Origin of the sequence: Arthrobacter sp. MW3 TE3886, assembly GCF_041262145.1 — a bacterium.
In the GTDB taxonomy this organism is placed as follows: domain Bacteria; phylum Actinomycetota; class Actinomycetes; order Actinomycetales; family Micrococcaceae; genus Arthrobacter.
The window spans coordinates 2,617,800-2,643,734 of sequence record NZ_JBGCAN010000001.1 but is presented as its reverse complement, the minus strand read 5'-3'; the positions used below and the strand labels follow the sequence as shown (position 1 = coordinate 2,643,734).

The 25,935-nt window shown below is 68.2% G+C and carries 23 protein-coding genes; 20 read left to right on the top strand and 3 right to left on the bottom strand.

Annotation, left to right across the window (positions count from 1 at the left end; genetic code table 11):
- Positions 1 to 9 precede the first annotated feature (9 nt).
- Positions 10 to 1,290, top strand: a complete 1,281-nt coding sequence (gene mshC / locus ABH915_RS12005) for a cysteine--1-D-myo-inosityl 2-amino-2-deoxy-alpha-D-glucopyranoside ligase (protein ID WP_370121509.1) — start codon at positions 10 to 12, stop codon at positions 1,288 to 1,290.
- A gap of 9 nt (positions 1,291 to 1,299) precedes the next feature.
- Here the strand turns inward: mshC and ABH915_RS12000 are convergent, their stop codons facing one another.
- Positions 1,300 to 1,818, bottom strand: coding sequence for a DUF1269 domain-containing protein (locus ABH915_RS12000; protein ID WP_018772915.1), 519 nt, complete (start codon positions 1,816 to 1,818; stop codon positions 1,300 to 1,302).
- A 150-nt stretch (positions 1,819 to 1,968) separates the two neighbouring features.
- Positions 1,969 to 2,874, bottom strand: a complete 906-nt coding sequence (locus ABH915_RS11995) for a PAC2 family protein (protein WP_018772914.1) — start codon at positions 2,872 to 2,874, stop codon at positions 1,969 to 1,971.
- A 153-nt stretch (positions 2,875 to 3,027) separates the two neighbouring features.
- Between ABH915_RS11995 and ABH915_RS11990 the strand changes: the two genes are divergently transcribed.
- The 19 genes from ABH915_RS11990 to ABH915_RS11900 all read left to right on the top strand — a co-directional run bounded on the left by ABH915_RS11990 (position 3,028) and on the right by ABH915_RS11900 (position 25,085).
- A complete protein-coding gene (locus tag ABH915_RS11990) occupies positions 3,028 to 3,825 on the top strand; it encodes an HAD family hydrolase (RefSeq protein WP_370121505.1) in 798 nt (265 codons plus the stop codon).
- Positions 3,818 to 5,005 (top strand): site-2 protease family protein, encoded by a 1,188-nt coding sequence (locus ABH915_RS11985; protein ID WP_370121502.1) that lies wholly within the window; start codon positions 3,818 to 3,820, stop codon positions 5,003 to 5,005. Before ABH915_RS11990 ends, ABH915_RS11985 begins: the two co-directional genes overlap by 8 nt.
- A 101-nt stretch (positions 5,006 to 5,106) precedes the next feature.
- Positions 5,107 to 6,186, top strand: coding sequence for a tRNA (adenine-N1)-methyltransferase (locus ABH915_RS11980; protein WP_370121499.1), 1,080 nt, complete (start codon positions 5,107 to 5,109; stop codon positions 6,184 to 6,186).
- 84 nt (positions 6,187 to 6,270) lie between these two features.
- Positions 6,271 to 8,082, top strand: a complete 1,812-nt coding sequence (gene arc, locus ABH915_RS11975) for a proteasome ATPase (RefSeq protein ID WP_370121496.1) — start codon at positions 6,271 to 6,273, stop codon at positions 8,080 to 8,082.
- Entirely contained in the window at positions 8,079 to 9,752 is a 1,674-nt protein-coding gene (gene dop, locus ABH915_RS11970; RefSeq protein WP_370121493.1) for a depupylase/deamidase Dop, read from the top strand. Before arc ends, dop begins: the two co-directional genes overlap by 4 nt.
- A gap of 90 nt (positions 9,753 to 9,842) precedes the next feature.
- Complete coding sequence (locus ABH915_RS11965) at positions 9,843 to 10,046, top strand: ubiquitin-like protein Pup (RefSeq protein ID WP_026266331.1); 204 nt, start codon at positions 9,843 to 9,845, stop codon at positions 10,044 to 10,046.
- A gap of 86 nt (positions 10,047 to 10,132) precedes the next feature.
- Positions 10,133 to 10,975, top strand: coding sequence for a proteasome subunit beta (gene prcB, locus ABH915_RS11960; RefSeq protein ID WP_026538701.1), 843 nt, complete (start codon positions 10,133 to 10,135; stop codon positions 10,973 to 10,975).
- 1 nt (position 10,976) lies between these two features.
- Positions 10,977 to 11,684 (top strand): proteasome subunit alpha, encoded by a 708-nt coding sequence (gene prcA, locus ABH915_RS11955; RefSeq protein ID WP_026538700.1) that lies wholly within the window; start codon positions 10,977 to 10,979, stop codon positions 11,682 to 11,684.
- A 1-nt stretch (position 11,685) separates the two neighbouring features.
- Entirely contained in the window at positions 11,686 to 13,050 is a 1,365-nt protein-coding gene (gene pafA / locus ABH915_RS11950; RefSeq protein ID WP_026538699.1) for a Pup--protein ligase, read from the top strand.
- 111 nt (positions 13,051 to 13,161) lie between these two features.
- Positions 13,162 to 14,097 carry an FKBP-type peptidyl-prolyl cis-trans isomerase gene (locus tag ABH915_RS11945; RefSeq protein WP_370121487.1) on the top strand — a complete coding sequence of 312 codons (936 nt, stop codon included), beginning with the start codon at positions 13,162 to 13,164 and terminating at the stop codon, positions 14,095 to 14,097.
- Between the two features lie 66 nt (positions 14,098 to 14,163).
- Positions 14,164 to 14,559: an FKBP-type peptidyl-prolyl cis-trans isomerase gene (locus ABH915_RS11940; protein WP_018772903.1), complete on the top strand. Its 396-nt coding sequence runs from the start codon at positions 14,164 to 14,166 to the stop codon at positions 14,557 to 14,559.
- A gap of 165 nt (positions 14,560 to 14,724) precedes the next feature.
- Entirely contained in the window at positions 14,725 to 16,788 is a 2,064-nt protein-coding gene (locus ABH915_RS11935; protein WP_370121483.1) for a helix-turn-helix transcriptional regulator, read from the top strand.
- 5 nt (positions 16,789 to 16,793) lie between these two features.
- Positions 16,794 to 17,201: a hypothetical protein gene (locus ABH915_RS11930; RefSeq protein WP_370121481.1), complete on the top strand. Its 408-nt coding sequence runs from the start codon at positions 16,794 to 16,796 to the stop codon at positions 17,199 to 17,201.
- Between the two features lie 35 nt (positions 17,202 to 17,236).
- A complete protein-coding gene (tatA, locus tag ABH915_RS11925; RefSeq protein WP_018772900.1) occupies positions 17,237 to 17,506 on the top strand; it encodes a Sec-independent protein translocase subunit TatA in 270 nt (89 codons plus the stop codon).
- A gap of 48 nt (positions 17,507 to 17,554) precedes the next feature.
- The gene (gene tatC, locus ABH915_RS11920; protein WP_018772899.1) at positions 17,555 to 18,349 is read left to right on the top strand and encodes a twin-arginine translocase subunit TatC; all 795 of its coding nucleotides are present in this window, start codon (positions 17,555 to 17,557) and stop codon (positions 18,347 to 18,349) included.
- A 24-nt stretch (positions 18,350 to 18,373) separates the two neighbouring features.
- Positions 18,374 to 21,307 carry a DEAD/DEAH box helicase gene (locus ABH915_RS11915; RefSeq protein ID WP_370121478.1) on the top strand — a complete coding sequence of 978 codons (2,934 nt, stop codon included), beginning with the start codon at positions 18,374 to 18,376 and terminating at the stop codon, positions 21,305 to 21,307.
- Positions 21,308 to 21,411: 104 nt separating this feature from the next.
- Positions 21,412 to 23,094 carry an amidohydrolase gene (locus ABH915_RS11910; protein ID WP_370121475.1) on the top strand — a complete coding sequence of 561 codons (1,683 nt, stop codon included), beginning with the start codon at positions 21,412 to 21,414 and terminating at the stop codon, positions 23,092 to 23,094.
- Between the two features lie 471 nt (positions 23,095 to 23,565).
- Complete coding sequence (locus tag ABH915_RS11905; RefSeq protein WP_026538693.1) at positions 23,566 to 24,300, top strand: polyprenol monophosphomannose synthase; 735 nt, start codon at positions 23,566 to 23,568, stop codon at positions 24,298 to 24,300.
- 47 nt (positions 24,301 to 24,347) lie between these two features.
- A complete protein-coding gene (locus tag ABH915_RS11900) occupies positions 24,348 to 25,085 on the top strand; it encodes a VOC family protein (protein ID WP_370121471.1) in 738 nt (245 codons plus the stop codon).
- Between the two features lie 135 nt (positions 25,086 to 25,220).
- Here ABH915_RS11900 and ABH915_RS11895 read toward each other — a convergent pair whose 3' ends face one another.
- Positions 25,221 to 25,568, bottom strand: coding sequence for an RNA polymerase-binding protein RbpA (locus ABH915_RS11895; RefSeq protein WP_026266329.1), 348 nt, complete (start codon positions 25,566 to 25,568; stop codon positions 25,221 to 25,223).
- Positions 25,569 to 25,935 lie beyond the last annotated feature (367 nt).

The following is a 25,935-nucleotide window of genomic DNA, read 5'->3' as shown; positions in this document are numbered from 1 at the left end:
GCTTGGGCTGTGAAATCCTGGATCTCCCGCCCTGTTGCCCAGCTCCCCGGCAGCATGCCCGCCCTGCGCCTCTTCGACACCGCCAAGGGCGGGATCGTCACCCTGGAGGCCACGGGTGAGCAGTCCATGTATGTCTGCGGCATCACTCCCTATGACGCCACGCACATGGGCCACGCGGCCAGCTATGTCGCCTTCGACCTCCTCAACCGCGCGTGGCGGGACGGCGGGCAGCAGGTCGCCTACGTCCAGAACGTCACCGACGTCGACGACCCCCTCCTGGAGCGCGCCACGGCCACCGGCGTCGACTGGCGCGAGCTCGCGGCGAGCCAAATCGAGCTCTTCCAGACCGACATGGAGGCCCTGAACGTCCTCGCCCCGGACCACTACATCGGTGCCGTCGAGGCCGTTCCCCTGATCGTTCCGGCCATCGAGCGGCTCCTGCGCAACGGACTCGCGTACCGCGTCCCCGGCACCGGCGGCGAGCCCGACGGCGACGTCTACTACGACGTCGAAGCCGCCGGGAAGCACTCGACCGACGACGTCGACGCCTGGACCCTGGGATCCATATCCGGTCTCTCCGACGCCGAAATGCTGGAACTCTTCGCCGAACGCGGCGGCGACCCTGGCCGGGCCGGGAAGCGCCAGGCGCTGGATCCGCTGCTCTGGCGGGTTGCCCGCGAGGGCGAGCCCAGCTGGCCCGGCGGCGAGCTGGGGGAGGGCCGGCCAGGCTGGCACGTCGAATGCACCGTGATCGCCCAGGAGTACCTGCCCAAGCCGTTCACCGTCCAGGGCGGCGGCTCGGACCTTATTTTCCCGCACCACGCAATGGGTGCCGGCCACGCGTACTCACTGGCCGGCGTGCCGCTGGCCCGCCACTTCGCGCACGCCGGCATGGTGGGCCTCGACGGGGAGAAGATGAGCAAGTCCAAGGGCAACCTTGTCCTGGTTTCCAGGCTCCGCGCTGACGGGGAAGAACCTGCCGCGATCCGTCTGGCGATCCTGGCCCACCACTACCGCACGGACTGGTCATGGACCGACGCAGGGTTCGCGGAGGCCAAAGACCGGCTCCGCACCTGGCGCGAGGCCCTCGCCGTGGCCCTGGAAGGCTCCGCCGCGGCCCTGATCGGCCGGCTGCGGACCGAACTCGCCAACGACCTGAACGCGCCCGGCGCACTCGCTGCCGTCGATGCCTGGGCCAAGTCCGCCCTGGCCGCCCCGGGGGAGGCCTCAGCCACGGACGCCGCGCTGGTGAGCGACGCCGTCAATGCCCTGCTCGGCGTCGAACTCTAAGGCAAACGGTCAGGACGAGGCGGCTTCGATGATCTTCTCGTCGCCCTCGTTCACGGCCTTGACGACGGCGTCGTAGTCACCACTTTCGATGGCCTTGCTGACCTTCTTGGTGGCCTTGCTGATCGCCTTGTCGACGCGGTCGAGGTAGAGGTCGTCGACGATGGCAACGATCGCCGAGGAACCCGGCGGCAGAAACTCCTCCGCGTTGACGCCGATGGACTTCTCCTCGTGGCGCTTCCTGATGGCACCCACGCCTGCGCCGATTCCGGCACCGATCACGCCGGACAGCAGCAGTGGCGGAGCGAACAGTCCGACCACCAGCCCGCCGACTGCGCCGGCCGTGGTGCCGCCGGCGACCAGTCCGCCGCCGTGCTCCTTGACCTCGGTCTTGCCCGAGGAATCACGCGACAGCACGACCGCAGCCGCCACGGCCGCGTCCTCCATGCCCTTGATCGCCTTGAAATCCTCTGCCGCCGAGCCCTCGTCGGCGTACGACGACACGAACAAGATGTAGTTGTGATCTGTCATGGTGTGCCCTCCACTGAGTTCTTGGCCGGCGCTGCGGCCAGGTCCAACTCTTGCCGCGACAGGCGCGGGCCGGCAGGGTCATAAGACTCTGGTCCGGGGGAGAACCCTCGTAGGCAGCCGGTCCGGCTGCCGCCATGAAGCAGGCGCGGGCTAGGGCTTGTCCTTGCCCCGGCGCTTGAGGTACCGCTCAAATTCGCGGGCGATCGATTCACCGCTGGCCTCCGGCAGGTCGGCGGTGTCCTTGGCCTCCTCCAGCTGGCGCACATACGCGGCAATTTCCGGGTCCTCTGTCGCGAGCTCGTCCACGCCGCGCTCCCACGCGTCGGCCTCCTCGACCAGTTCCGTGGTGTCCAGCGGGACCTGGAGCAGCTCTTCGACCCGGTGCAGCAGGGCCAGCTGCGCCTTGGGCGACGGGGCCTGGGCCACATAGTGCGGCACGGCCGCCCAGAGCGACACGGTCGGGAGCCCGGCCAGCAGTGCCACCTCGCCGAGCACGCCCACAATCCCCACCGGGCCCTCGTACTGCGAGGCCTCCAGGTCCATCCGCTCACGGAGCGCGGCGTCGTCCGTGGACGTGCTGACCGGGATGGGCCGGCTGTGCGGCACGTCAGCCAGCAGCGCACCGACCAGGATGACGTAGTCGACATGCAGGGCCTCGGCATGCACCAGCAGCTCCGCCGTGTAGGCACGCCACTTGTAGGACGGCTCGGTGCCCTGTACGAAGATGACGTCCACATTCGAGTCCGGGACGCTGGCCTTGAAGATCCGCGTCGAAGGCCACTTGATCTTCCGCTCACCGGCCGCCGTCCGGCGGATCGTGGGCCGGGTGAACTGGAAGTCGTAGTACTCGTCGGCGTCGATCGCCCCGACCTTCTTGCCGCCCCAGAGCTTGTTCAGGTAGCGCAGGGCATCGCTGGCGGCCTCCCCTGCATCGTTCCAGCCTTCGAACGCCGCGAGCATGACGGTGATGCGCCGGCCCTCGGGCACTGGCTGCAGCAGCCGCTCCGGCTCGGAGACGGCGCCTGGTTCGGTGGGGTCTGCCTCGAAGCTGTTCATGCCATCACCCTACGTCCAAGAACCCGCCGTGCGCAGGCAATCGCGCGCCAACGAACCGCAAATTCCGCCCGGAATCCCGCGCCCGGGCGGACGGAATTCGCCGTAGGCGTAGCGCGGGCGCCCGGCCGCGGGCTTCCCCGTAGACTGGAAGGCATGCGATCCTCAGCTTCCCGGCCCCTCCTTAAAGCAGCGCTCTGGGACATGGATGGCACCATTGTCGACACCGAGCCCTACTGGATCGCAGCCGAACACGCACTCGTCGAAGCCCACGGCGGACAGTGGTCGCACGCACAGGCCATGCAGCTCGTGGGACAGTCCCTGATGTTTTCCGCGGGAATCCTGCAGGAAGCCGGCGTGGCGCTGGAACGGCGGGAGATCATCGACACCCTCACCGGCCACGTGATCAGCCAGGTCCGGACCTCCATTCCCTGGCGGCCCGGGGCCCGGGAACTGCTCGACGAACTGTACAACGCCGGCGTCCGCTGCGCCCTGGTCACCATGTCCGAGGCCCCGCTGGCCCGGGAGATCGTTGCGAGCCTGCCCGAGCCCTACTTCGAGTTCCTCGTCACGGGGGACACTGTCACCCAGGGCAAGCCGCACCCGGAGGCTTACCTCACGGCCGTTGAGCTCCTGCAGCAGCAGGACCCCGAACTTGGCCTGCACCACTGTGTGGCCCTGGAAGATTCCGTGCCGGGTGTCGCCGCCGCCGTGGCCTCCGGCGTCGTCACGGTCGCCATCCCGCACATCCTGCCTCTCCCGCACGATCCCCGCCGCGCCACCTGGGACACCCTGGAGGGCCGGACAGTCGCGGACCTGGAAGAGCTCGTCGCCCTGCGGCACGAATTCCCGGACGCCACGTTCGGTGCCGCAGCGGATGCCACCGGCCACTTAGCGGCGGACCCGACCGCACTCTTGACTGCACTCTCGACCGCGGGTCACGTCCGTGGCTGACCCCGGCAGCCAGGGACAGCCCGGCAAGACTCCGGCTACCCGCCGGGAGGGGATCCCGCTCGGCCGCATCGCCGGCATTCCGGTGTTTCTGGCGTATTCGTGGTTCATCATCGCGGCCTTCACGGTGATCGCCTACGGGCCGGTCCTGCAGAGCAACAACCCGCGCCTCGGCGTCACCGCCTTCTTGGTCGCCTTCGCCTACGCGCTGCTGCTCCTGGTCTCCGTGCTGGCCCACGAACTCGCGCACGCACTGACCGCGAAGCTGTTCAAGTGGCCCACGGAGAAAATTGTCCTCAACCTCTGGGGCGGCCACACCCAGTTCCAAAGCTTCACGGCCACGCCTGGCCGCTCCGTCCTGGTGGCAATGGCCGGCCCGGCCGCGAACTTCGTCCTGGCCGGCGCAGGCTGGCTCCCGCTCGCCTATGGGGACCTGAACGGCGTGGCCGATATCCTGGCCAACATCTTCGTCTGGGCCAACCTGCTGATCGGCATCTTCAACGTCCTTCCCGGCCTTCCGCTGGACGGGGGCCGGCTGGTCGAATCCGCCGTGTGGAAAGCCACCGGCAGCCAGGAAAAGGGCACGATTGCCGCAGGCTGGGCGGGCCGGATCATCGTGATCGCCCTTGCCCTGTGGTTTATTGTCCTGCCCCTGGCCAGCGGCGCACGGCCGGATATTTCCTTCACCCTCATCACCGCCCTGGTGGGCAGCTTCCTGTGGATGGGGGCGTCGGCGTCGATCCAGCAGGCCCGCCTGCGGGGCCGCCTGCACCTCGTTGACGCCGCGGCCCTTGCCGAACCCGCCCTCGGCCTCCCGGAAACCGCCACAGTCGCGGACTTCCTGGACCGGGCGCCGGCAGGAACGCCCGCCGTGGTGCTGTGCGACCGGGACGGCCGCCCCGTGGCCATCGTCGACGCCGGCGCCGCAGCCACCGTGCCTGCCGGACTGGCCGCAGCAACCGCCCTGACCGCGGTCTCCTACCCCCTTGGCGCGGGCGCCTATGTCCCCGAATGGTCCAAGGGCCAGGAGCTGGTCCAGTACCTTGCCCAGCTCGAGGGCCAGGAGTACGCAGTGGTGAACCGCGAAGGCGCCGTCACCGGGCTGCTGCGCCAGTCCGCCGTCGTCCGGGCCATAACGGGCAAGTACCGGAACGAACGCCAGAACCAGGGCCAGAACCGGTAGAGTTACTGGGCGGTCGTGAATTTCCGGCCCCCACGCGCAAGGACCGGTGCCCGCCGGCATGTCCGCGGCCACACAGCTTTACAGGAGCGAGGAACATCTTCATGAGCAGCGACACCGCCGCAGGCACTAACACCGCCACCACCGCCGCCGCCGCAGGCACTGACACCGCCGCCGCCGGCGCGAATGGTGCCACCGGCGCGGCGCGCCGCCGCGGACCGTTCCGCGAAGGCGAACGCGTCCAGCTCACGGACGAGCGCGGCCGCATGAACACGATCACCCTCGAAGTCGGCGGGGCCTTCCACACCCACCGGGGCTTCCTGAACCATGACGAGATCATCGGCAAGCCTGACGGCTCGGTGGTGGTCAACAACGTCGGGCAGCAGTACCAGACCCTGCGCCCGCTGCTTTCGGACTTCGTGCTCTCGATGCCGCGCGGCGCGGCCGTGGTCTACCCCAAGGACGCCGGCCAGATCGTGACCATGGCGGACATCTTCCCCGGCGCGCGCGTTGTCGAAGCGGGCGTCGGCTCGGGCGCCCTGTCCATCTCCCTGCTGCGCGCGGTGGGGGACAACGGATACCTGCATTCCTTCGAACGCCGCCAGGAGTTCGCGGACATCGCCCGCGGCAACGTCGAGACCATCTTCGGCGGCCCGCACCCGGCCTGGAAGATCTCCCTTGGCGACTTCCAGGAGCAAGTGGTGCGCACCGAGGAACCCGGCTCCGTGGACCGCGTGGTCCTGGACATGCTGGCGCCGTGGGAATGCCTCGACGCCGTCGCCACCGTCCTGGCCCCCGGCGGCGTGTGGATCAATTATGTCGCGACTGTGACGCAGCTTTCGCGGACAGCCGAAGCCATCCGCGCGGACGGACGATTCACCGAACCCGACGCGTGGGAATCCATGGTCCGCGGCTGGCATCTCGAAGGCCTGGCCGTCCGCCCGGACCACCGCATGGTCGCCCACACGGGCTTCCTGCTGGTAACCCGGCGGCTCGCCGACGGCGTCACGGGCATCTCGGTAAAGCGCCGCCCCTCCAAGACCGATTTTAACGAAGAAGACGTCAATGCCTGGACCCCGGGCGCTGTGGGCGAGCGGGCGGTCTCGGACAAAAAGCTGCGCCGCGCCGCCCGCGACGCAATCGCCGGAACAAACGTCGTCGACACCCCGGAGATAACGAACTAGGCAGCATATTTCGGATGTCTCCAGCGGCACCCGCCTTCTTAGGGCTATGGTCTTAACAGAAGAGCAGGAAGGGGCTGATGCACGATGGAGACTCCGAATACTGACCCGGGCCGCACACCGGCCGAGGACGCGGCGGATGCTGCCGCCCGCACGGACGCGGCCCGCGCCGCGGCCGGCGACGGCGACCGCTATGCCGCCAATGAACTGTCCGTCGCCGAGCGGCAGGTCAACATCCTCCGGGACAAGCTCCGCCACATTGACCGCCAGCTTGCCGCCGCGACGCAGAACAATTCCAAACTGGTCAGCATGCTGGAAACGGCCAAGGCCGAGATCCTGCGGCTGAAGAACGCCCTCGACCAGGAGGGACAGCCGCCGTACAGCTTCGGCACCATCCTCCAGCTCAACCCGAAACGGCAGCCGACGGCCGGGAACAGCGGCCAGGCGGCCACGGAAGAATCCGTGGATATCTTCAACGCCGGCCGCAAGATGCGGGTGGGGATCAGCCCGCTGGTCAACATTAGCCAGCTCGCCGTCGGGCAGGAGGTCCTGCTCAACGAGGCCCTGATGGTGGTCGCCGGGCTCGGCTACGAGCGGGCCGGGGACCTCGTCACGCTCAAGGAACTGCTGGGGACCGACCGTGCCCTGGTGGTGGGCCGCGCCGATGAGGAGCGGGTCATCCGGCTCTCCGGCGCCCTGCTCGCCCAGCGGCTCCGGGTCGGGGACGCGCTGTCCATCGATTCCCGCACCGGGTACGCGCTGGAAAAGATCCCCCGCTCCGAGGTGGAGAACCTCGTGCTCGAGGAAGTCCCGGACATCACGTACCAGGACATCGGGGGACTGGGCCCGCAGATCGAACAGATCCGCGACGCCGTCGAACTGCCGTTCCTGCACCCGGACCTGTACCGGGAGCACGGGCTGAAGGCGCCCAAGGGCATCCTGCTGTACGGCCCGCCCGGCTGCGGCAAGACCCTGATCGCCAAGGCCGTGGCCAACTCGCTGGCCGCCCGGGCCGCCGAGCGCGCCGGCAAGACGGACATGAAGAGCTACTTCCTGAACATCAAGGGACCCGAGCTGCTCGACAAGTACGTCGGCGAGACCGAACGCCACATCCGCCTGATCTTCGCGCGCGCCCGGGAAAAGGCGTCCGAGGGCAGCCCCGTGGTGGTGTTCTTCGACGAAATGGACTCCCTGTTCCGCACCCGCGGCACCGGCATTTCCTCCGACGTCGAAACCACCATCGTCCCGCAGCTCCTCAGCGAGATCGACGGCGTCGAACGGCTGGACAACGTGATCGTGATCGGCGCCTCCAACCGGGAAGACATGATCGATCCGGCGATCCTGCGCCCGGGCCGCCTGGACGTCAAGGTGAAGATCCAGCGGCCCGACGCCGAGGCCGCGGCGGACATCTTCAACAAATACATCACCACGGACCTGCCCTTCCACGAGACCGACCTCGCCGAACACAACGGCGACGTGCAGGCGACCGTGGACGCCATGGTCCAGCGCACCGTCGAGGCGATGTACTCCACCGAGAAGTCCAACGAATACCTCGAGGTCACCTACGCCAACGGCGACACCGAAATGCTCTACTTCAAGGACTTCAACTCCGGCGCCGTGGTGCAGAACGTCGTGGACCGGGCCAAGAAGTACGCCATCAAGGACCTGTTGACCATCGGCCAGAAGGGCCTGCGGATCGACCACCTGCTCCGGGCAGTCGTGGACGAGTTCCGTGAACACGAGGACATGCCCAACACCACAAACCCGGACGACTGGGCACGCATCTCCGGCAAGAAGGGCGAGCGCATCACGTACATCCGCACCATCGTCCAGGGCAAGGCCGGCCAGGAGCCCGGGAAGTCCATCGAGACCATGCCCAGCACGGGCCAGTACCTGTGACGGCTGTTGTCCCCGGCAAGCCCGCCGACACCGCGGGCGGGCTGCCGGTCGGCGGGGCGATGCGGGTGATGGGCTCGGAGACCGAATACGGCATCCACGCGCCCTCGGCCCCGGGAGCCAACGCCACGATGATGTCGGCCCGGGTCATCCAGGCGTACGCCCAGGTCACCCGGCAGCGGGCCGCCGGCGGCGCCGAGACCCGGTGGGACTACACGGACGAGGAACCGCTGCACGACGCCCGCGGCTGGACCCTGGAACGCAGCAGCGCGGACCCGGAACAACTCACCGACCAGCCTCCCGTCCTCGACGCCGAAGCGATCGCCCTCGCCTACGGCCGGCAGGAACTCGAGGCCGACGGCCAGGACGAGTCCGGGACGCTGCTGATGAACATGGTGCTGGGCAACGGCGCACGGCTGTACGTGGACCACGCCCATCCGGAGTATTCCAGCCCCGAGGTGACCAACCCCCGCGCCGCCGTCACATGGGACGCCGCCGGCGACCTCGTGGCGCTGGCCGCGGTCCGGCGCCTCGCCGCCGATCCCGAACTGCCGCCGATCAACCTGTACAAGAACAACACGGACAACAAGTCGGTCTCCTACGGCTCGCATGAGAATTACCTGATGCCCCGCTCGGTGCCGTTCGGCGAGATCGTGCGCGGCCTCACGCCGTTCTTCATCACCCGGCAGATCATCTGCGGTGCCGGGCGGGTGGGCCTGGGGCAGGACAGCGCCCGGGCCGGCTACCAGATCAGCCAGCGCGCTGACTTCTTCGAAACCGAAGTGGGCCTGGAAACCACCATCCGGCGCCCCATCATCAACACCCGGGACGAACCCCACGCCACCGCGGACAAATACCGCAGGCTGCACGTCATCATTGGCGACGCCAACCTCAGCCAGGCGTCCAACTTCCTCAAGTTCGGCACCACCGCGATGGTCCTGAGCCTGATCGAGGCCGGGCTGGCGCCGCGGATTGAAGTCCACGAGCCCGTCGCCGCGCTGCAGGCCGTCAGTCACGACACCTCGCTCACCGGGCTGCTGCGCCTGGGCGACGGGCGGCGGATCAGCGCCCTGGATCTCCAGTGGATCTATTTCGAGGCCGCCTCCAAGCATGCGCAGGACACCGGCGTCGCGGACGCCGTGGACGGTGACGGCCACACCCACGAGGTCCTGGAGCGGTGGTCCGCCACGCTGAGCGAGCTCGGCGGTGACCGGGCGGCGGCCGCGTCCTCGGTCGAGTGGCTCGCCAAACTGTCCCTGCTGGAGGGCTACCGCCAGCGTGACGGCCTGGGCTGGGACAACGCTCGGCTGGGCCTCGTGGACCTGCAGTGGGCTGACATCCGCCCCGAAAAGGGGCTCTACTACCGGCTGCTGGCCCGTGACCGGATGCACCGAATCGTCGACGACGCCGCGATTGCGCGTGCGGTAACCGAACCGCCGTCGGACACGCGGGCGTACTTCCGCGGGCGCTGCGTCAGCAGGTTCGGAGCGGACCTCGCGGGGGCCAGCTGGGACTCGGTGATCTTCGATGTCCCCGGCCGCGGCAGGCTCCAGCGGGTCCCCACCCGCGAGCCGCTGCGCGGAACCGAAGCCCTCACCGGCGGCCTGTTTGCCCGGCACCGGGAGGCCGGGACCTTCCTGGCCGAACTGCTCGGACTCAGCCCCGGTTCCTGAAAACAAAGCCCCCCGCGGGCGCCCCGGGCGTGGCACTATTGCTACAGGATGTCCCTTACGAGAAAAGGGACGGACATGAAGGAGAAGACAATGGCAGGCCAGGAGCAGCAGCAGCCGCAGTCGCGGGACACCGAGGTTGACGAGGACGTCCCCGCCGCGCCGCCGGCCCCGGCGGACGCCCAGGCGTCGGCAGCCACCCAGGGCGTCGACGATCTCCTCGATGAGATCGACGGCGTGCTGGAGTCCAATGCCGAGGAGTTTGTGCGCGCATTCGTCCAAAAGGGCGGCCAGTAGGAGCGCCGCCGGCCGCCGGATGAGGGCGGCGGGAGGGGCTAAGGGCCGGAAGAGTCGTTGATCCACCACGTTGAGGGAGAGCGTTAGTGCAGGAAACAACAGCCAACCGAGTAGCAGCCAACGCGACGTCCTCATTCACCGAGCATCTGCAGCGCGAACGGCCCGATCTGATGCCCTTCGGCCAAGTGCCGTTCAACCAGTTGCCCGCCGCCGGGCACACCGGGCAGCCGGGAGCGCCGCTGCAGGTCCCGCACGGGACGACGATCGTGGCGATGACCTATGCCGGGGGAGTGCTGATGGCCGGGGACCGCCGCGCCACCATGGGCAACGTGATCGCGAGCCGGCACATCGAGAAGGTCTTTCCCGCCGACCAGTATTCAGTGCTGGGCATCGCCGGGACCGCCGGAATCGCGCTGGACATCACCCGGCTGTTCCAGGTTGAACTCGAACACTACGAGAAGATCGAAGGCACGCTCCTGAGCCTGGACGGCAAGGCGAACCGGCTCGGCGCCATGGTGCGCGGCAACCTGCCCATGGCCATGCAGGGCCTCGCCGTCGTCCCCCTGTTCGCGGGATTCGACCGGCCCGCAGGCTTCGGCCGGCTCTTCTCCTATGACGTCACGGGCGGCCGCTACGAGGAACAGGAGCACCACGCGGTGGGATCCGGCTCGATGTTCGCCCGCGGCGCGCTGAAGAAACTGTGGCGTCCGGGCCTCTCGGAGCAGGACGCTGTGGCGGTCGCCGTCGAGGCCCTGTACGACGCCGCCGACGACGACTCGGCCACGGGCGGCCCGGACCCGGTCCGGCAGCTGTGGCCGGTGGTGTACATCGTGAACCGAACAGGCGCCTTCCGCGTCCCGGACCGCGATCTTGCCGCCGTGGCCGGCCGCGTCATCGAATCCCGCGCCGTCGCCCAGCGGGAGGCCTGAGATGACCCAGCAGTTCTATGTATCCCCCGAACAGCTGATGAAGGACCGTGCGGATTTCGCACGGAAGGGCATCGCCCGCGGACGCTCGGTGGTGGTCATCAGTTGCCGAGACGGGATTGCCCTCGTGGCGGAGAACGCGTCCCCGTCGCTGCACAAGATCGGCGAGATCTACGACAAAATCGCGTTCGCCGCCGTCGGTAAGTACAACGAGTTTGAGAGCCTGCGGCAAGCCGGGGTGCGGTACGCCGATGTCCGCGGATATTCCTACGACCGCGAGGACGTCACGGCCCGCGGGCTCGCCAGCGTGTACGCACAGAGCCTTGGCGCGGTGTTTACGGCCGAACAGAAACCCTTCGAGGTGGAACTGGCCGTGGCCGAAGTCGGTCAGTCCCAGGAGGCGGACCATCTGTACCGGTTGACCTTTGACGGGTCGATCGCCGACGAGCACGGCTTTATCGTGATGGGCGGCCAGGCAGACAAGGTCTCCGAGGCTGTCGCGGCGGGCTGGCAGGGCGAACTCGACTTCGCGGGCGCCATCCGGCTGGCCCTCGCCGGGCTCGTGGCGGACAAGGAAACCACCACCCTGCCGGTATCCGCACTGGAAGTTGCGGTACTGGACCGGGATTCTGAAAGCGGCCGCGGCACCCGCCGGGCCTTCCGCCGGCTCGAGGACCCGGACATCGTGGCATTGCTGGCTGAGGAGAAGTGAGATGGACAAGCGCATATTCGGCATCGAAACCGAATTCGGAATTTCCTATTCAAGCCCGGAGTCCCGGCCGCTGGCACCGGAGGAAGTGGCCCGCTACCTCTTCCGCAAGGTGGTCAGCTGGGGACGGTCCTCCAACGTCTTCCTGACCAACGGCTCGCGCCTTTACCTGGACGTCGGGTCCCACCCGGAATACGCCACCGCCGAGTGCGACGACCTCGCCCAGCTGATCGCCCATGACCGCGCCGGGGAACTGATCCTGTGCGACCTCGTGGACGAAGCCCAGGAACGGCTCGCGGCGGAGGGCTTCAACGGCACCGTCTACCTGTTCAAGAACAACACGGACTCGGCCGGGAACTCCTACGGCAGCCACGAAAACTACCTCATCCCGCGGCGCGGGGAATTTTCCCGGCTCGCGGAGATCCTCATTCCCTTCCTCGTGACCCGCCAGCTGATCGCCGGGGCCGGCAAGATCCTCAAGACCCCGCACGGGGCGACCTTCGCATTCTCCCAGCGGGCCGACCACATCTGGGAAGGCGTCTCCTCCGCCACCACCCGCTCCAGGCCCATCATCAACACCCGGGACGAGCCGCACGCGGACGCCGAATTTTACCGGCGCCTGCACGTGATCGTGGGCGACTCCAACATGTCCGAAACGACGGCGCTGCTCAAGATCGGCACGGTGGACCTGATCCTGCGGATGATCGAGGCCGGGGTGATCATGCGCGACATGCGGATGGAGAACCCGATCCGCAGCATCCGGGAAATCTCCCACGACCTCAGCGGCCGGGCCCTGGTCCGGCTCGCCAACGGCCGGCAGCTCACGGCCCTGGAAATCCAGCGCGAGTACCTGGGCAAGGTCACCGCGTTCGTGGCCGAACACGGCGCGCATAACCCCCACGTGCCGCTGATCCTGGACCTCTGGGAGCGCACGCTCGACGCCATCGAAAGCGGCGACACGAGCACGATCGATACCGAAGTGGACTGGGCCATCAAGAAGAAGCTCATGGACAACTACCGGGAACGGCACGGGCTGGGCCTTGACGCCCCCAGGATCGCGCAGCTGGACCTGACCTACCACGACATTTCCCGTGGCCGCGGCCTCTTCTACCTGCTCCAGGCCCGCGGCGCCGTGCGCCGGGTGGTGGACGACACCGCGGTCAAGGACGCGGTGGATGCACCCCCGCAGACCACGCGCGCCAAACTCCGCGGCGACTTCGTCCGTCGCGCCCAGGAGCTCGGCCGCGACTACACCGTGGACTGGGTCCATCTGAAGCTGAACGACCGCGCCCACCAGACCATTCTGTGCAAGGATCCCTTCCGGAGCGTGGACGACCGGGTGGATGCGCTGCTGGACTCGATGGGCTGATACCCAGCTTCGCACGTTATTCTGGGGTAGGGCCGCCTTGCGGCCGCCGCTTTCTTTGCCACGGGAAACCGCACGGCACTGAGTCCACCCTGCCCCGACGAAAGTTTCCAATTGCGCCGACTACTAGCAATTCTTCTTCCCGGACTGCTGCTGCTGACCGCCTGCGGCGGCAGCGAAGCGCCTCCGGCTCCGGAACCCACCAGCCAGTCCGCGGGTGAGACCGCCAAGCTGGACTCGGTCAAATTGACCGAGAACGGTGACAAGAAGGCCCCCGGCGTCGACTTCACCAAGCCGCTCGACGTCAAGGAACCCACTGTCAAGGTGGTCACCGAGGGCGGTGGCGAGCGGGTCAAGGCCAACCAGATCGCCGACATTTCGATCGTGGCGTTCAGCGGCACGGACGGCTCCACCCTCGAAGACACGTTCCCGAACGATCCCGAGCCGCTGGAGCTGAACGACGAGCTCAAGGGCAGCAGTCCTGTCATCTACAACGCGTTCGTGGGCGCCAAGGTCGGCTCGCACCTCGCCCTGGCCGTTCCCGGCCAGGCCGCAGCCGAGGGGGCCGCCGCCAAGCCGACCCAGCTGCTGATCGTCAAGGTGCTCGCCGCCAAGGACGCCCCGCCGGTCCTGGACAAGCCTGAGGGCGACGCCGTCACCCCGCCGGCCGGACTGCCCACCGTCAAGGAAAACGACAAGGGCGTCCCGGAGATCTCCGTCACCGGCGTCAAGGCCCCGACCGCGCTGGTCTCCCAGGACCTCATCACCGGCAAGGGCCAGGCCCTCAAGGAGACCGACACCATCACCGTGAACTACGTCGGCGTCGCCCTCGCCACCGGCAAGGTCTTCGACTCCAGCTTCGAGAGTGGCAAGAAGGCCACCTTCCCGCTGACCGGCGTCATCAAGGGCTGGACCCAGGGCCTGGCCGGCAAGACGGTCGGCTCCCGCGTCCTCCTGGTCGTCCCGAAGGACCTGGCCTACGGAGACCAGGGCCAGGGCGACGCGAAGGGCGACCTCGTCTTCGTAGTCGATATCCTCGGCGTCAAGTAATCCACCGCAACAACCGCACCAACTGCAACAACGACACTCACTACACGTCACCTCAAAGGAGTAACCATGTCATTTGGACAGCGCAACCTCGACCGCGAGAAGCCGGAAATTGACTTCCCCGAAGGAGACGTCCCCACCGAACTGGTCATCACCGACCTGATCGAAGGGGACGGCGCCGAGGCCAAGCCCGGCGACACCGTTTCCACCCACTACGTGGGCGTCGCCTGGTCCACCGGTGAAGAATTCGACGCATCCTGGGGCCGCGGCGCGCCGCTGGACTTCCGGGTCGGCGTCGGCCAGGTCATCCAGGGCTGGGACCAGGGCCTGCTGGGCATGAAGGTCGGCGGCCGCCGCCGCCTCGAGATCCCCTCCGAGCTTGCCTACGGCTCCCGTGGCGCCGGCGGGGCGATCGGCCCCAACGAGGCCCTGATCTTCGTCGTGGACCTCGTCGCCGTCCGCTAGGGTTCACCACACAGACGCAACCCGTACGGTGGCTGAACCAGCCGGCTGATTCCGCCGGCTGAATCAGCCCCAGCGGCGTTGAAGCGCGGTAACAATCGGAAAAGTTCTTCCGGCTGTTGCCGCGCTTTCGTCATTTTCCGGGACCGGCTTTAGTACCCTTGCGAGGTGTCCGCCTCACGTACAGAACGCCTCCTGAACCTGCTCATCGCCCTGCTCAACACCAAGTACGGCCTGCGCCGCAGCGAACTGCGCGATAAGGTCTACCACGACACCACGAGCAGTGACGTCGCCTTCGGCCGTATGTTCGAACGCGACAAGGGCGAGCTGCGCCAGTTCGGCTTCGACGTCGAGGCCGTGATGGACACGGGCTGGGGTTCCGACGACCCGGCAACCACCCGCTACCGGATCGGCAAGGAATCGAACCGGCTGCCCGACGTCAGCCTCACGCCCGAAGAGTGCACAGTCCTCATCCTCGCGGCCCAGCTCTGGGAGCACGCCGCCCTCGGCTCCGCCGCTGTGGACGCGGTCCGGAAGCTGCAGGCTGCCGGCGGCCTCGTCGACGCCGAACTCCCCACCGGCGTCCAGCCGCGTATCCGCCCCGCCGGCCAGGCCTTCGAGGACCTGGTTGCCGCGATACACGCCCAGCACCCGGTCCGGTTCAGCTACCTCGCCGGCAGCACGGGCCAGGAGCAGGAACGGCTGGTGGAGCCCTGGGGCCTGGGCAGCCGCTTCGGCCAGTGGTACCTCGTGGGCCATGACCGGGGCCGGGGGGACAAACGGTTCTTCCGCCTGTCCCGCCTGACGTCAGCGGTGACCGTCCTGGATAAGGAAAGCTTCACGCCGCCCGCCGGGTTCAACGTCCGCGCCGAGCTGACCGGCCTGGCCGAACTGCCGGTACAGCATGCCGTGGTCGACGTCGAGCACGGGCGGCTCCTGGGCCTCCGCAAACGTGCCCAAGCGCTTCCAGCCCCAACGTCGGCAGCCGCAGCGCCGGGGGCCGGGGTTCCGGAACCGGAGGCTCCGGAACAGGGAGCACAAGGGCCCGCGGCCGGGACGGACCGCCTCGCGGTGCCCTTCCGCGACGCCGAGACCCTGGGCGAGGAGCTGGCCTCCTACGGTCCCCGCGTCACCGTGATCTCACCTCCCGAACTCGCCGGCGCCGTCCGCCGCCGCCTCACGGCAGCCGCCGAATTCGCCGACCGGCCCCTGCCGGACGTGGCTTTCCCGGAGGCGGCCCGCGCCGGCCGCGCCCGCAAACGCACGTCGGAGGACCAGCTCAAGCGGATGCTGCAACTCGTGCCCTTCCTGGTCCACAACCAGGGACTGCACATCAGCGAGGTCGCCGCCAGGTTTGGCATCACCCGCAAGGCGCTCGAGGACGACCTTCGGATCCTGATCTGCTCGGGCCTGCCGGAAGGCTACCCGGACGATCTGCTGGACATCCAGTGGGACGATGACCACGTCTTCATCACCCAGGCCCTGGACATGACCCGCCCCGTACGGTTCACCGTGGACGAGGCCTGCGCGCTCCTGACCGGTCTGGAGACCCTCAACAGCCTGCCCGAGCTCGCCGAAGGCGGCGCACTGGAATCGGTGACGCTCAAACTCATGGCAGCGGCGGGGGAGGAGGGCGTCAAAGCGGCGGCGCTCTCCGGCCCCGAGGTCGCCCCCGGTGACTCCGCCACCCTCGATACCGCCCGCGCGGCCCTCGAATCCGGCGCGCAGCTGCACCTGAGGTACTTCTCGCCGCAGCGCGACGCCGTGTCCGAACGCGACGTGGACCCCTTGCGGCTCTATTCACTGGACAACACGTGGTACCTCGAGGCGTACTGCCACTCCGCCCAGGGCCTCCGCAACTTCCGGCTGGACAGGATCGAAGCCCTTGAGCCCAACGGCCGGCCGGCGGCCGCGGCGGCGAAGCCCGCGGACAGCTTTCCCGTGAAACTGTTCACCCCGAACGACGACGACACGGTGGTCGTGGTGGAACTGGCGCCCCGCGGCACCGGCCTCGCTGACGACTATTACGCCGAGCGGACCGCGGCCTTGCCCGGCGGCGGGATGCTCGCCGAAATCCGGTTCGGCAGCACGGACTGGCTGCCGATGTTCGTGGCCCAGCACGGCGGGATGGTGCGGATCCTGCAGCCGGAGGCCCTGGCGGCCGCGTCGCGGGACTGGCTCGCCGCGGCCCTGACGCAATACGAAGCCTCGTCGGATCGCCCGATAGACTGATCTGCATGCCTTGGTGGTCCTGGATCGTTATTTGGATAGCGCTGGTCGCGTTGTCGCTGTTGTTCTTCGGCGTGCTCGGCTTGCGGCTGTTCCGCCAAGCCACGACGACGCTCTCGGAATTGGGTGAAGCCGCTGACCGCTTTTCCACCCTGCCCGCACCAGCAGGCCCGGCCGGTATAGCAGGAGCCGGTACAACAGGAACCGGTTCAGCGGCCGGCGCCAGTGACCCGGCCGGCGCGGACAAACCGCTACGGCCGGTGCCCGGCGACGCCATTTTTGCCTCGCCCGCGCGAATGCGACATGATTACCACGCATCCAAGCTCGCCCGGCAAAATGCGCGCCGGCTGCGCCGCATCCAACGCAAGAAGGACCGCGGTCAACCCCAGGCGCTGCGCGACATCGAAACGCGTTAGACATAGGATGTATTCAAACGAAAGGACCTCTCCACATGAGGCTTGAAGGCTGGCATCTCATCATCATCATCGTTCTGGCACTGGTGCTCTTCGCTGCGCCGAAGCTGCCGGGCATGGCCCGCAGCCTGGGCCAGTCGATGCGCATTTTCAAGTCGGAAGTCCGGGAAATGAAGAAGGACGGCACCACCGATGCCAAGGATGGCTCCGAGCCGGTTGAAGGACGGGTTATCAACCACCCGCAGGCCGGCGCACCGGAAAGCCGCACGGGCGACGGAACCGACGTTCCGCCGTCGACCCGCGCCTAAGACCGCATGGCAGTAACCATGAGCCGTCGATCGAACCCCGAGGGGAGGATGGCGCTCCTCGACCACCTCAAAGAGCTGCGCAACCGGCTCTTCAAGGCGGCAATCGCCGTCGTCCTCGGGACGGTAGTGGGTTTCCTTGTCTACCAGCCAATGCTGGCGGCGCTGATCAAGCCGATCCGCGACCTGAACGAACACGAAGGCCGCCAGGCCACCCTGAATTTTGACGGCGTCGCGAGTTCGTTCGACCTCATGATCCAGGTCTCGGTGTTCCTGGGCCTGATCATCGCCAGCCCCGTCTGGCTTTATCAGCTCTGGGCCTTCATTGTGCCCGGGCTGCACAAGAAGGAACGTCGGCTGGCCCTGTCCTTCGTGGCGGCGGCCGTGCCGCTCTTCGTCGGCGGCGTCCTGCTGGCCTGGCTCGTGCTGCCCAACGCGGTGCGCGTCCTGACCGACTTCACGCCGTCGGGCGGTTCCAACTTCATCAGCGCACAGGTGTACCTGTCCTTCGTGCTGCGGCTGCTGCTCGCCTTCGGCATCGCCTTCCTCCTCCCGGTGGTCCTGTTCGGGCTGAACCTGGCCGGCCTCATCAAGGGCCAGCAGCTCGTCAAGAGCTGGCGGATCACGGTTTTCCTGGTCTGCCTGTTCGCCGCGATGGCCGCTCCCGGCGCCGACGCCATGAGCATGTTCTACCTGGCCGGGCCCATGCTGGCGCTGTTCTTCGCCGCGATCGGGCTGTGCCTGCTCAACGACCGACGGCGCGAGCGGCGCGCCGTCAAACGCGACGCGGAGACCGAAGCCACCGCCGACCAGGCCACCCCCAGCTCCGAGCTGGAGAATCTCTAGCCTTTCGCGCACTAGGCTGGAAGCATGTCGTCACACCCCGGGCCGGAATCACCGTCCGAACGTTACCGCGCCAGCGTCGAGCGGGCTGCTGAAGCCAAGACCTACCTGGGCGGTTTCATCCGCTCGCTCGAATTTGAACTCGATGACTTCCAGCGCGAGGCTTGCCTGTCCCTGCAGGCCGGCCGGGGCGTGCTGGTGGCCGCCCCCACCGGCGCCGGGAAGACGATCGTGGGGGAGTTCGCCATCTATCTGGCCCTCCAGCGCGGGCTCAAGGCGTTCTACACCACCCCCATCAAGGCCCTGAGCAACCAGAAGTACTCCGAGCTGGCCGCCAAGTACGGCGCCGCCCAGGTGGGCCTGCTCACCGGTGATACCAGCATCAACGGCGACGCCCCGGTGGTGGTCATGACCACCGAAGTGCTCCGCAACATGCTCTACGCCGATTCGGACACCCTGGACGATCTCGGCTTCGTGGTCATGGACGAGGTCCACTACCTCGCCGACCGCTTCCGCGGCGCCGTGTGGGAGGAAGTCATCATCCATCTGCCCAGCGAGGTCCAGGTGGCCTCCCTGAGTGCCACGGTCTCCAACGCCGAGGAGTTCGGTGCGTGGCTCGACACCGTCCGTGGGCAGACCGACGTGATCGTCTCCGAGCACCGCCCGGTGCCGCTGTGGCAGCACGTCATGGTGGGCCGGAAGATCGTGGACCTGTTTGCCGGTGACACCAGCTTTGACGAGATCGCGCTGCCTGGTGACGCAGCCGCCGGGACCGTAGGAGGTGCCGTAGCCGGCGCTCCCGCCGTCGGCAGCGGCTCCTCGGCTGCCGTCACGGCAGAAGTGCCCGGGCGGGCCGGCTTCGAGGTCAACCCTGAACTGCTGTCCATGGCCCGGGCCGAGAGCCAGATGAATTTCCGTGGCCGCTTCGGCCACGGCGGACGCAACCAGCGCCGGCAGCAACGCAGCCAGCGGGACGAACCGCAAGGCGCCCAGCGCAGCCCGGTGCGGAAGGCCAGCCGGCCGCAGGTCATCGCCAGCCTGGACCGGCAGGACCTCCTGCCGGCCATCACATTCATCTTCTCGCGGGCCGGCTGCGATGCCGCCGTGGCCCAGTGCGTCGCGGCCGGACTCTGGCTGACCACCGAGCGGGAACAACAGATCATCGCCCAGCGCGTCGACGAGGCCGCCCAGGACATCCCCTCGGACGACCTCGATGTGCTCGGCTTCTGGAGCTGGCGGGACGGCCTGCTGCGCGGGCTCGCGGCGCACCACGCCGGTATGCTGCCGACCTTCAAGGAGGTTGTGGAGAAGCTGTTCGTCGACGGGCTGGTCAAGGCCGTCTTCGCCACCGAAACACTGGCCCTGGGCGTCAACATGCCGGCGCGCTGCGTCGTGCTGGAAAAGCTGGACAAGTTCAACGGCGAAGCCCATGTCAATATCACGGCGGGGGAGTACACCCAGCTGACGGGCCGGGCCGGCCGCCGCGGCATCGACGTGGAGGGCCACGCCGTCGTGCTGTGGCAACCCGGCACGGATCCGGCCGCTGTCGCCGGCCTGGCCTCACGGCGGACCTATCCGCTGAACTCCAGCTTCCGGCCCACGTACAACATGTCGATCAACCTTTTGGCGCAGTTCGGCCGGGCGCGTGCCCGGGAGATCCTCGAATCATCCTTTGCCCAGTTCCAGGCGGACCGCTCCGTGGTGGGCCTGGCCCGGCAGGTCAGGAGCCGGGAAGAATCCATTGCCGGGTTCAGCAAGGCCATGACCTGCCACCTGGGCGACTTCACCGAATACGCGAAGTTGCGGCGGGCCCTGGGCGATGCCGAGACCATGGCCTCCCGGAGCACGTCCCGGGCCAGGAAGTCCCTGACCGAGGACTCCCTGAGCAGGCTGCTCCCGGGTGACGTGGTGGATGTTCCCGCCGGCAAGTCGCCGGGACTGGCGGTGGTGCTCAGCTCCGACCACGAATCGCGCGAGCCCCGCCCCGCCGTCATGACGCTGGACAACCAGCTCCGGCGGATCGGCCTGCACGACGTCGAAGGGCCGTTGTCGCCGATCACCCGGATCAGGATTCCCAAGTCCTTCAACGCCAAGGTTCCCAAGTCCCGCCGCGACTTGGCGTCCTCGGTGCGCAACGCCATCCGCGAGCACCGGCCGCCGGCGCCGCCGCGGCGCGACGACGACTTCGGCCGGGCCTCCGCGGCACCCAACCAGGAGAAGCGGATCGCCGAGCTGCGCCGGGAGCTCCGCGCCCATCCGTGCCACGGCTGCAGCGAACGCGAGGACCATGCCCGGTGGTCCGAACGCTGGTGGAAACTCCGCCAGGAAACGGACGGGCTAATCCGCCAGATCCAGGGCCGGACCAACACCATCGCCAAGACGTTCGACCGTGTATGCGGCGTCCTGACGGGCTACGGCTACCTGGAAACCTCGGATGCCGGCGTGCTGTCCATCAGCCCCGACGGGCAACGCCTGCGGCGGATCTACGGCGAAAAGGACCTGCTGATTTCGCAGTCCCTGCGGATGGGGGCCTTCGACGACCTCGACGCCGCCGAGATCGCCGCCCTTGCCAGTGTGCTCGTCTACCAGGCCAAGCGTGAGGACCGCGGGCTGCGGCCCAAGATGCCGAGCGTGTCCCTGGAATCCGCGGTAGACACCGTGGTCCGCGAATGGTCCGCCCTGGAAGATATCGAGGAAGCCAACAAGCTGCCCCTCACCGGCGAGCCTGAGCTCGGCCTCGTCTGGCCGATCTTCAAGTGGGCCAAGGGCCGGCACCTCCAGGACGTGCTGAGCGGCACCGACCTGGCCGCTGGCGACTTTGTCCGCTGGGTCAAACAGGTGATCGACCTCCTGGACCAGCTCGCCGACATCCCGAACCTCGACCCCCGGATTGCGCGGCTGTGCGCGGACGCCATCAAACTCGTCAAACGCGGCGTCGTCGCCTATTCCTCTGTGGCGTAGGGGGCTGGCCGGACCGGCCCGCTCCCTGGACCACTAACGAGTCTTCCCAGACTTTCGAACCGCCGGCGCTGGGCCGGCCACCAGTAACAAGGAGTTCCCGCCCCATGACCGATTCGCCGGCCGCCCCCGCCCCCCGCAACGTCACGCTGTACCGCAACGGCTCCGTCTACACGGCGGCTGATCCCTTTGCGACTGCGATGCTGGTCGACGGCGACACGGTCGCCTGGGTCGGTTCCGAACAGGCCGCCACATCCATCGCGGACGCCTCGATGAAGGTGGTCGATCTGCAGGGCGCGCTCCTGGCCCCCGGCTTCGTCGACTCCCACGTCCACCTGACGGAAACCGGAATAGCCCTGGAGGGCCTGCAGCTGGCCGGGGTGCGTTCCGCCGCTGAGCTGCTCGAGGCCGTTGCCGGCTTCGGTGTTTCCGCTTCCGGCGCGGACGGTACCGTCCTGGGCCACGGCTGGGATGAGACCACCTGGGCCGATCCCACGCTGCCCTCCCGGGACGAAATCGAACGCGCGGCCGGCGGCCGCCAGGTCTATCTCTCCCGCGTGGATGTCCACTCGGCCCTGGTATCGAACTCCCTGGCCGCGTCGGCCGGACTGGACGGGCTCGACGGCGGCGCCGGCAGCCAGGTCAAACGGGCGGCCCACACCGCCGCCCGCCTGGCGGCGCGCCGGCTGCCGGCCGACGCGCTACGCGCCTACCAGCAGCGTGCCCTCGCCGAGGCTGCGGCCAACGGCTACGTGGCCGTCGCCGAGATGGCCGCGCCGCATATCGGAAGCATCGAGGACCTGCGGCTCGCTGTGGCCTGGAACAGCAACTCCGGCGGTGGCCCGAACGGGGTGAACGGCGTGGCAGTGCCGGAGATCCTGCCGTATTGGGGCGAGCTCGCCGCGTCCGCCGAACATGCCCAGTCCATTCTGGACGGATTGGGCCTGCCCGTGCTGGGCCTGGCCGGCGACCTCAACATCGACGGCTCGATCGGCTCACGGACCGCCTTCATGCGGGAGCACTACACCGACGCGCCCGGAGAGCGCGGCAACCTGTACCTCTCCGTGGCCGAGGCCGCCGCCCACCTCGCCGCGTGCTCCCTCCTGGGGATCCAGGCGGGTTTCCACGTGATTGGCGACGCCGGCCTGGACGCGGCCCTCGACGCCCTCGACCTCGCCGCGGCTGAGGTGGGGGAGCAGCGCGTCCGCGCCGCGGGGCACCGGTTCGAGCACGTCGAGCTCGCGGATGCCGCCGCGATCAGCCGGCTGGCCCGCTATTCCGTCAGCGTCAGCGCGCAGCCGGTCTTCGACGCCCTCTGGGGTGGCGGGGACCGCCTCTACCAGCAGCGCCTCGGCTCCCGCCGGCTCGGAATGAATGCCTTTGGCAGCCTCTACGCTGCCGGTGTGCCGATCTGCTTCGGCAGCGACAGCCCGGTGACGCCGCTGCGGCCGTGGTCCAGTGTGCGCGCGTGCCTGCAGCACTCCAATCCCGCCGAACAGATCTCCGCCCGCGCCGCGTTCCTTGGCCACACGCGGGCCGGCTGGCGGGCAGCCCGCTACCACAACCCCATGGCCGGGCAACTGGTGCCGGGGGCTCCGGCCAGCTTTGCGGTCTGGGAGGTCGAGGAGCTCATGGTCCAGGTGGCCGACGGGCGCGTGCAGTCGTGGAGCACCGACCCGCGCGCCCGCACCCCGCTCTTGCCGGCGCTGGACACCGGCAGCGATCCTGCCTGCCTCCTGACGGTACGGGACGGCCAGGAACTCTATGCCAGCGGGGCCCTCGGCGTCTGAACACACGGCGCTTCATCCGGCTGGCCGCGCAGGGCCTCAACCGGCCCCGTCATCCAGCCGGCGGAGCGGAAACATTGCCGCCCGCGACCCCGCCCTGAACTGCACCGACAGACAAAACGGCAGGTCACGGCTCGGTTGACAGATGTGGCCGCCCCCGTAGCATTGAGGGGCAACGGAGGGTTGCGTACGGCGCAGACTCCGGCAGTCCCCGGTCCATCCCAGGTTGCCGCACGCGCGGAAGCTTCACTTGGTCATGACCACGGGAACCCGAGGGGCGGGTCCACTTCGCAGCAGAAAACGGTTCCGGCGCCGCAATTCGCGGCCTGCCGTAACTGGCCCGAAGCGGGTGGACCTGCCCGGGTGGTCACACGGCCGCCTGGCGGGCTCGCAACTCCCTATAATGGGGAGTTGCGCCTGAAGAACGATTGACTTTCGGCGCACCGACCGCTCCCTTCAAGGAAAGGCCTCGCTGTGCGTGTCCTCACCATCATCCCGACCTATAACGAGCTGGAATCGTTGCCCAAGACCCTCGGACGCCTGCGCACAGCCGTGCCCGCCTCCGACGTGCTGGTTGTCGACGACAACAGCCCTGACGGCACGGGTCAGCTGGCGGACCGCATGGCCGCCGAAGACGGCCAGGTCCACGTCCTGCACCGCGCCGGAAAGGCCGGTCTGGGAGCGGCGTACATTGCGGGCTTCAAGTGGGGCCTGGAGGCCGGCTACGACATCCTCGTGGAGATGGACGCCGACGGCTCGCACCAGCCCGAGCAGCTGCCCCAGCTGATCGAGGCAGTGGAGCAGGGCGCGGACCTCGCCATGGGCTCCCGCTGGGTGCCCGGCGGCCGCGTGGTCAACTGGCCGCTCTACCGCCAGGCCATCAGCCGCGTCGGCAGCACCTACGCGCGGATCATGCTCGGAGTAAAGATCAAGGACGTCACCGGCGGCTTCCGTGCCTTCCGGCGGACCACGCTGGAGAAGCTGAACCTGGATGCGGTGGACTCGGTTGGCTATGGCTTCCAGGTGGATCTGGCCTGGCGCGTGGCCAAGCTCGGCCTGACCATCGTGGAACGGCCCATCACCTTCGTCGAGCGCGAGCTCGGCGCTTCGAAGATGAGCGGCAACATCGTCGTCGAAGCCATGATCAACGTCACCAAGTGGGGACTCACGGCGCGCTGGAACAAGCTTCGGGGCAAGCAGGACGCCTAAGGCGTGTCTCCCGGATCGGGCATTTCCCGGGTATAGGGTCGGTCGGTATGGCGCTGCGACTTGTTCAGGTGAATTTCAAGGCCCGGGATGACTCAGCACTCGGCCGGTTTTGGGCCGAGGCACTCGGCTGGGGTGTTTCCAGCGAAGGGCCCGGTGTGACCAATGTTGAACCCCTGGGATTCGTCTGGCCGGACCCCGCCGCCGTCTGCATCGATGTTGTCACCGTCCCGGATCCCGAGACGGTGAGATACCGCGCGCGCCTCGATCTCGCCACCACCTCTGAGGCCCATCAGGCTCAGCTGGTCGCGCACCTGTTGGAACTCGGCGCGACGCCCGCGGACGCGGGCCAGGGTGCTGTGCCGTGGAGGCTTCTGGCCGACCCGGAGGGCAACCTGTTCCGTGTGCTGGAGCCCCGCCCGATCTACCAGGACACCGGGCCGATCGCCGCGGTGGTGGTCAGCTGCGCAGACCCGCGGGCCATGGCCCGTTTCTGGGGTGGGGCGATGGACTGGACCCTGCACGAGGTCACCGGCGATCATGCGAGGCTGCGTTCGGCCAAGGGTGTCGGGCCGTATCTGGAGTTCCTCCGCACGCCCGGCGGGAAGACCGTGTGGGGCCGTGTCCATCTCGACCTGAAGCCGTACCCGGGTGATGATCACGGGGTGGAGGTGGCCCGGCTGCGGGCTCTGGGCGCCACCGACGCCGACGTTGGCCAGGGCGATGTGCCCTGGGTCTGCCTCGCCGACGCGGAGGGCAACGAGTTCTGCGTCCTCACCGCGGGCTGACGCCGACCCCCGGCTCCTCGGTGCGCGTGCAGGGGGGTGCAGCTCCAGAGGACGCAGCCGCCGGAACAGAACAAGGGCCGGGCCCGCATCGAAATGATGCGGGCCCGGCCCTTGCCGTAGCCGGTGCGCCGGGGGCTAGGCCGAGCGGCGTTCGCCGCGGCGTTCGCGCAGGATCGTGAGGCGATCTTCGAGGATCTGCTCAAGTTCGGGAAGCGAGCGGCGCTCCAGCAGCATGTCCCAGTGCGTGCGCACTGCCTTCTCGTTGCTGTTGACGGGGCGTTCGCCGTCCACCAGCAACGCCTCCTTGCCCGTCTTCGAAACCCAGACCGGGGGGATTTCGGCTTCCGAGGAGAACGTGACGAACACCTGTTCGCCGTCCTCGCAACGGTATTCAACCCGCTGGCGCGGAGCCGGTTCGACGCCGGATTCGGTCTCCATGCTCTGTGCGCCAAGGCGCATACCCCGCAGGCTGCGATCGCTCATCTTTTCTCCCTCTATTCGGTTCGCAGGGTCCAGCCCTGCGGTGTCCGGTGACCGTCAGGCGCCGGACTTCTGGTTGCACCGCGTTGTACCGTACCTGGCCCGGTGTGGCCCGGCCAGATGACAGTCACCAGTGGACAAAACTGTTTGGAACGTCATTGGAATCAACGCTGTGCGGAGCGTTTTTGTTCCGGACGGCTGAACTGACCGGACAAATATTCAAGTATACGGGAGTGGTGCATGCGAGGTAAAGCGAGTAGCCCCGCGGCGCGGACTGCGTAACCTGTACCCGACTGGCCCGGACTTAAACTGGCAGGCCCCCGCAGCCGGGCCGAAACGGCCGGGCTGCGGGGGCCCAGACGGAACTACC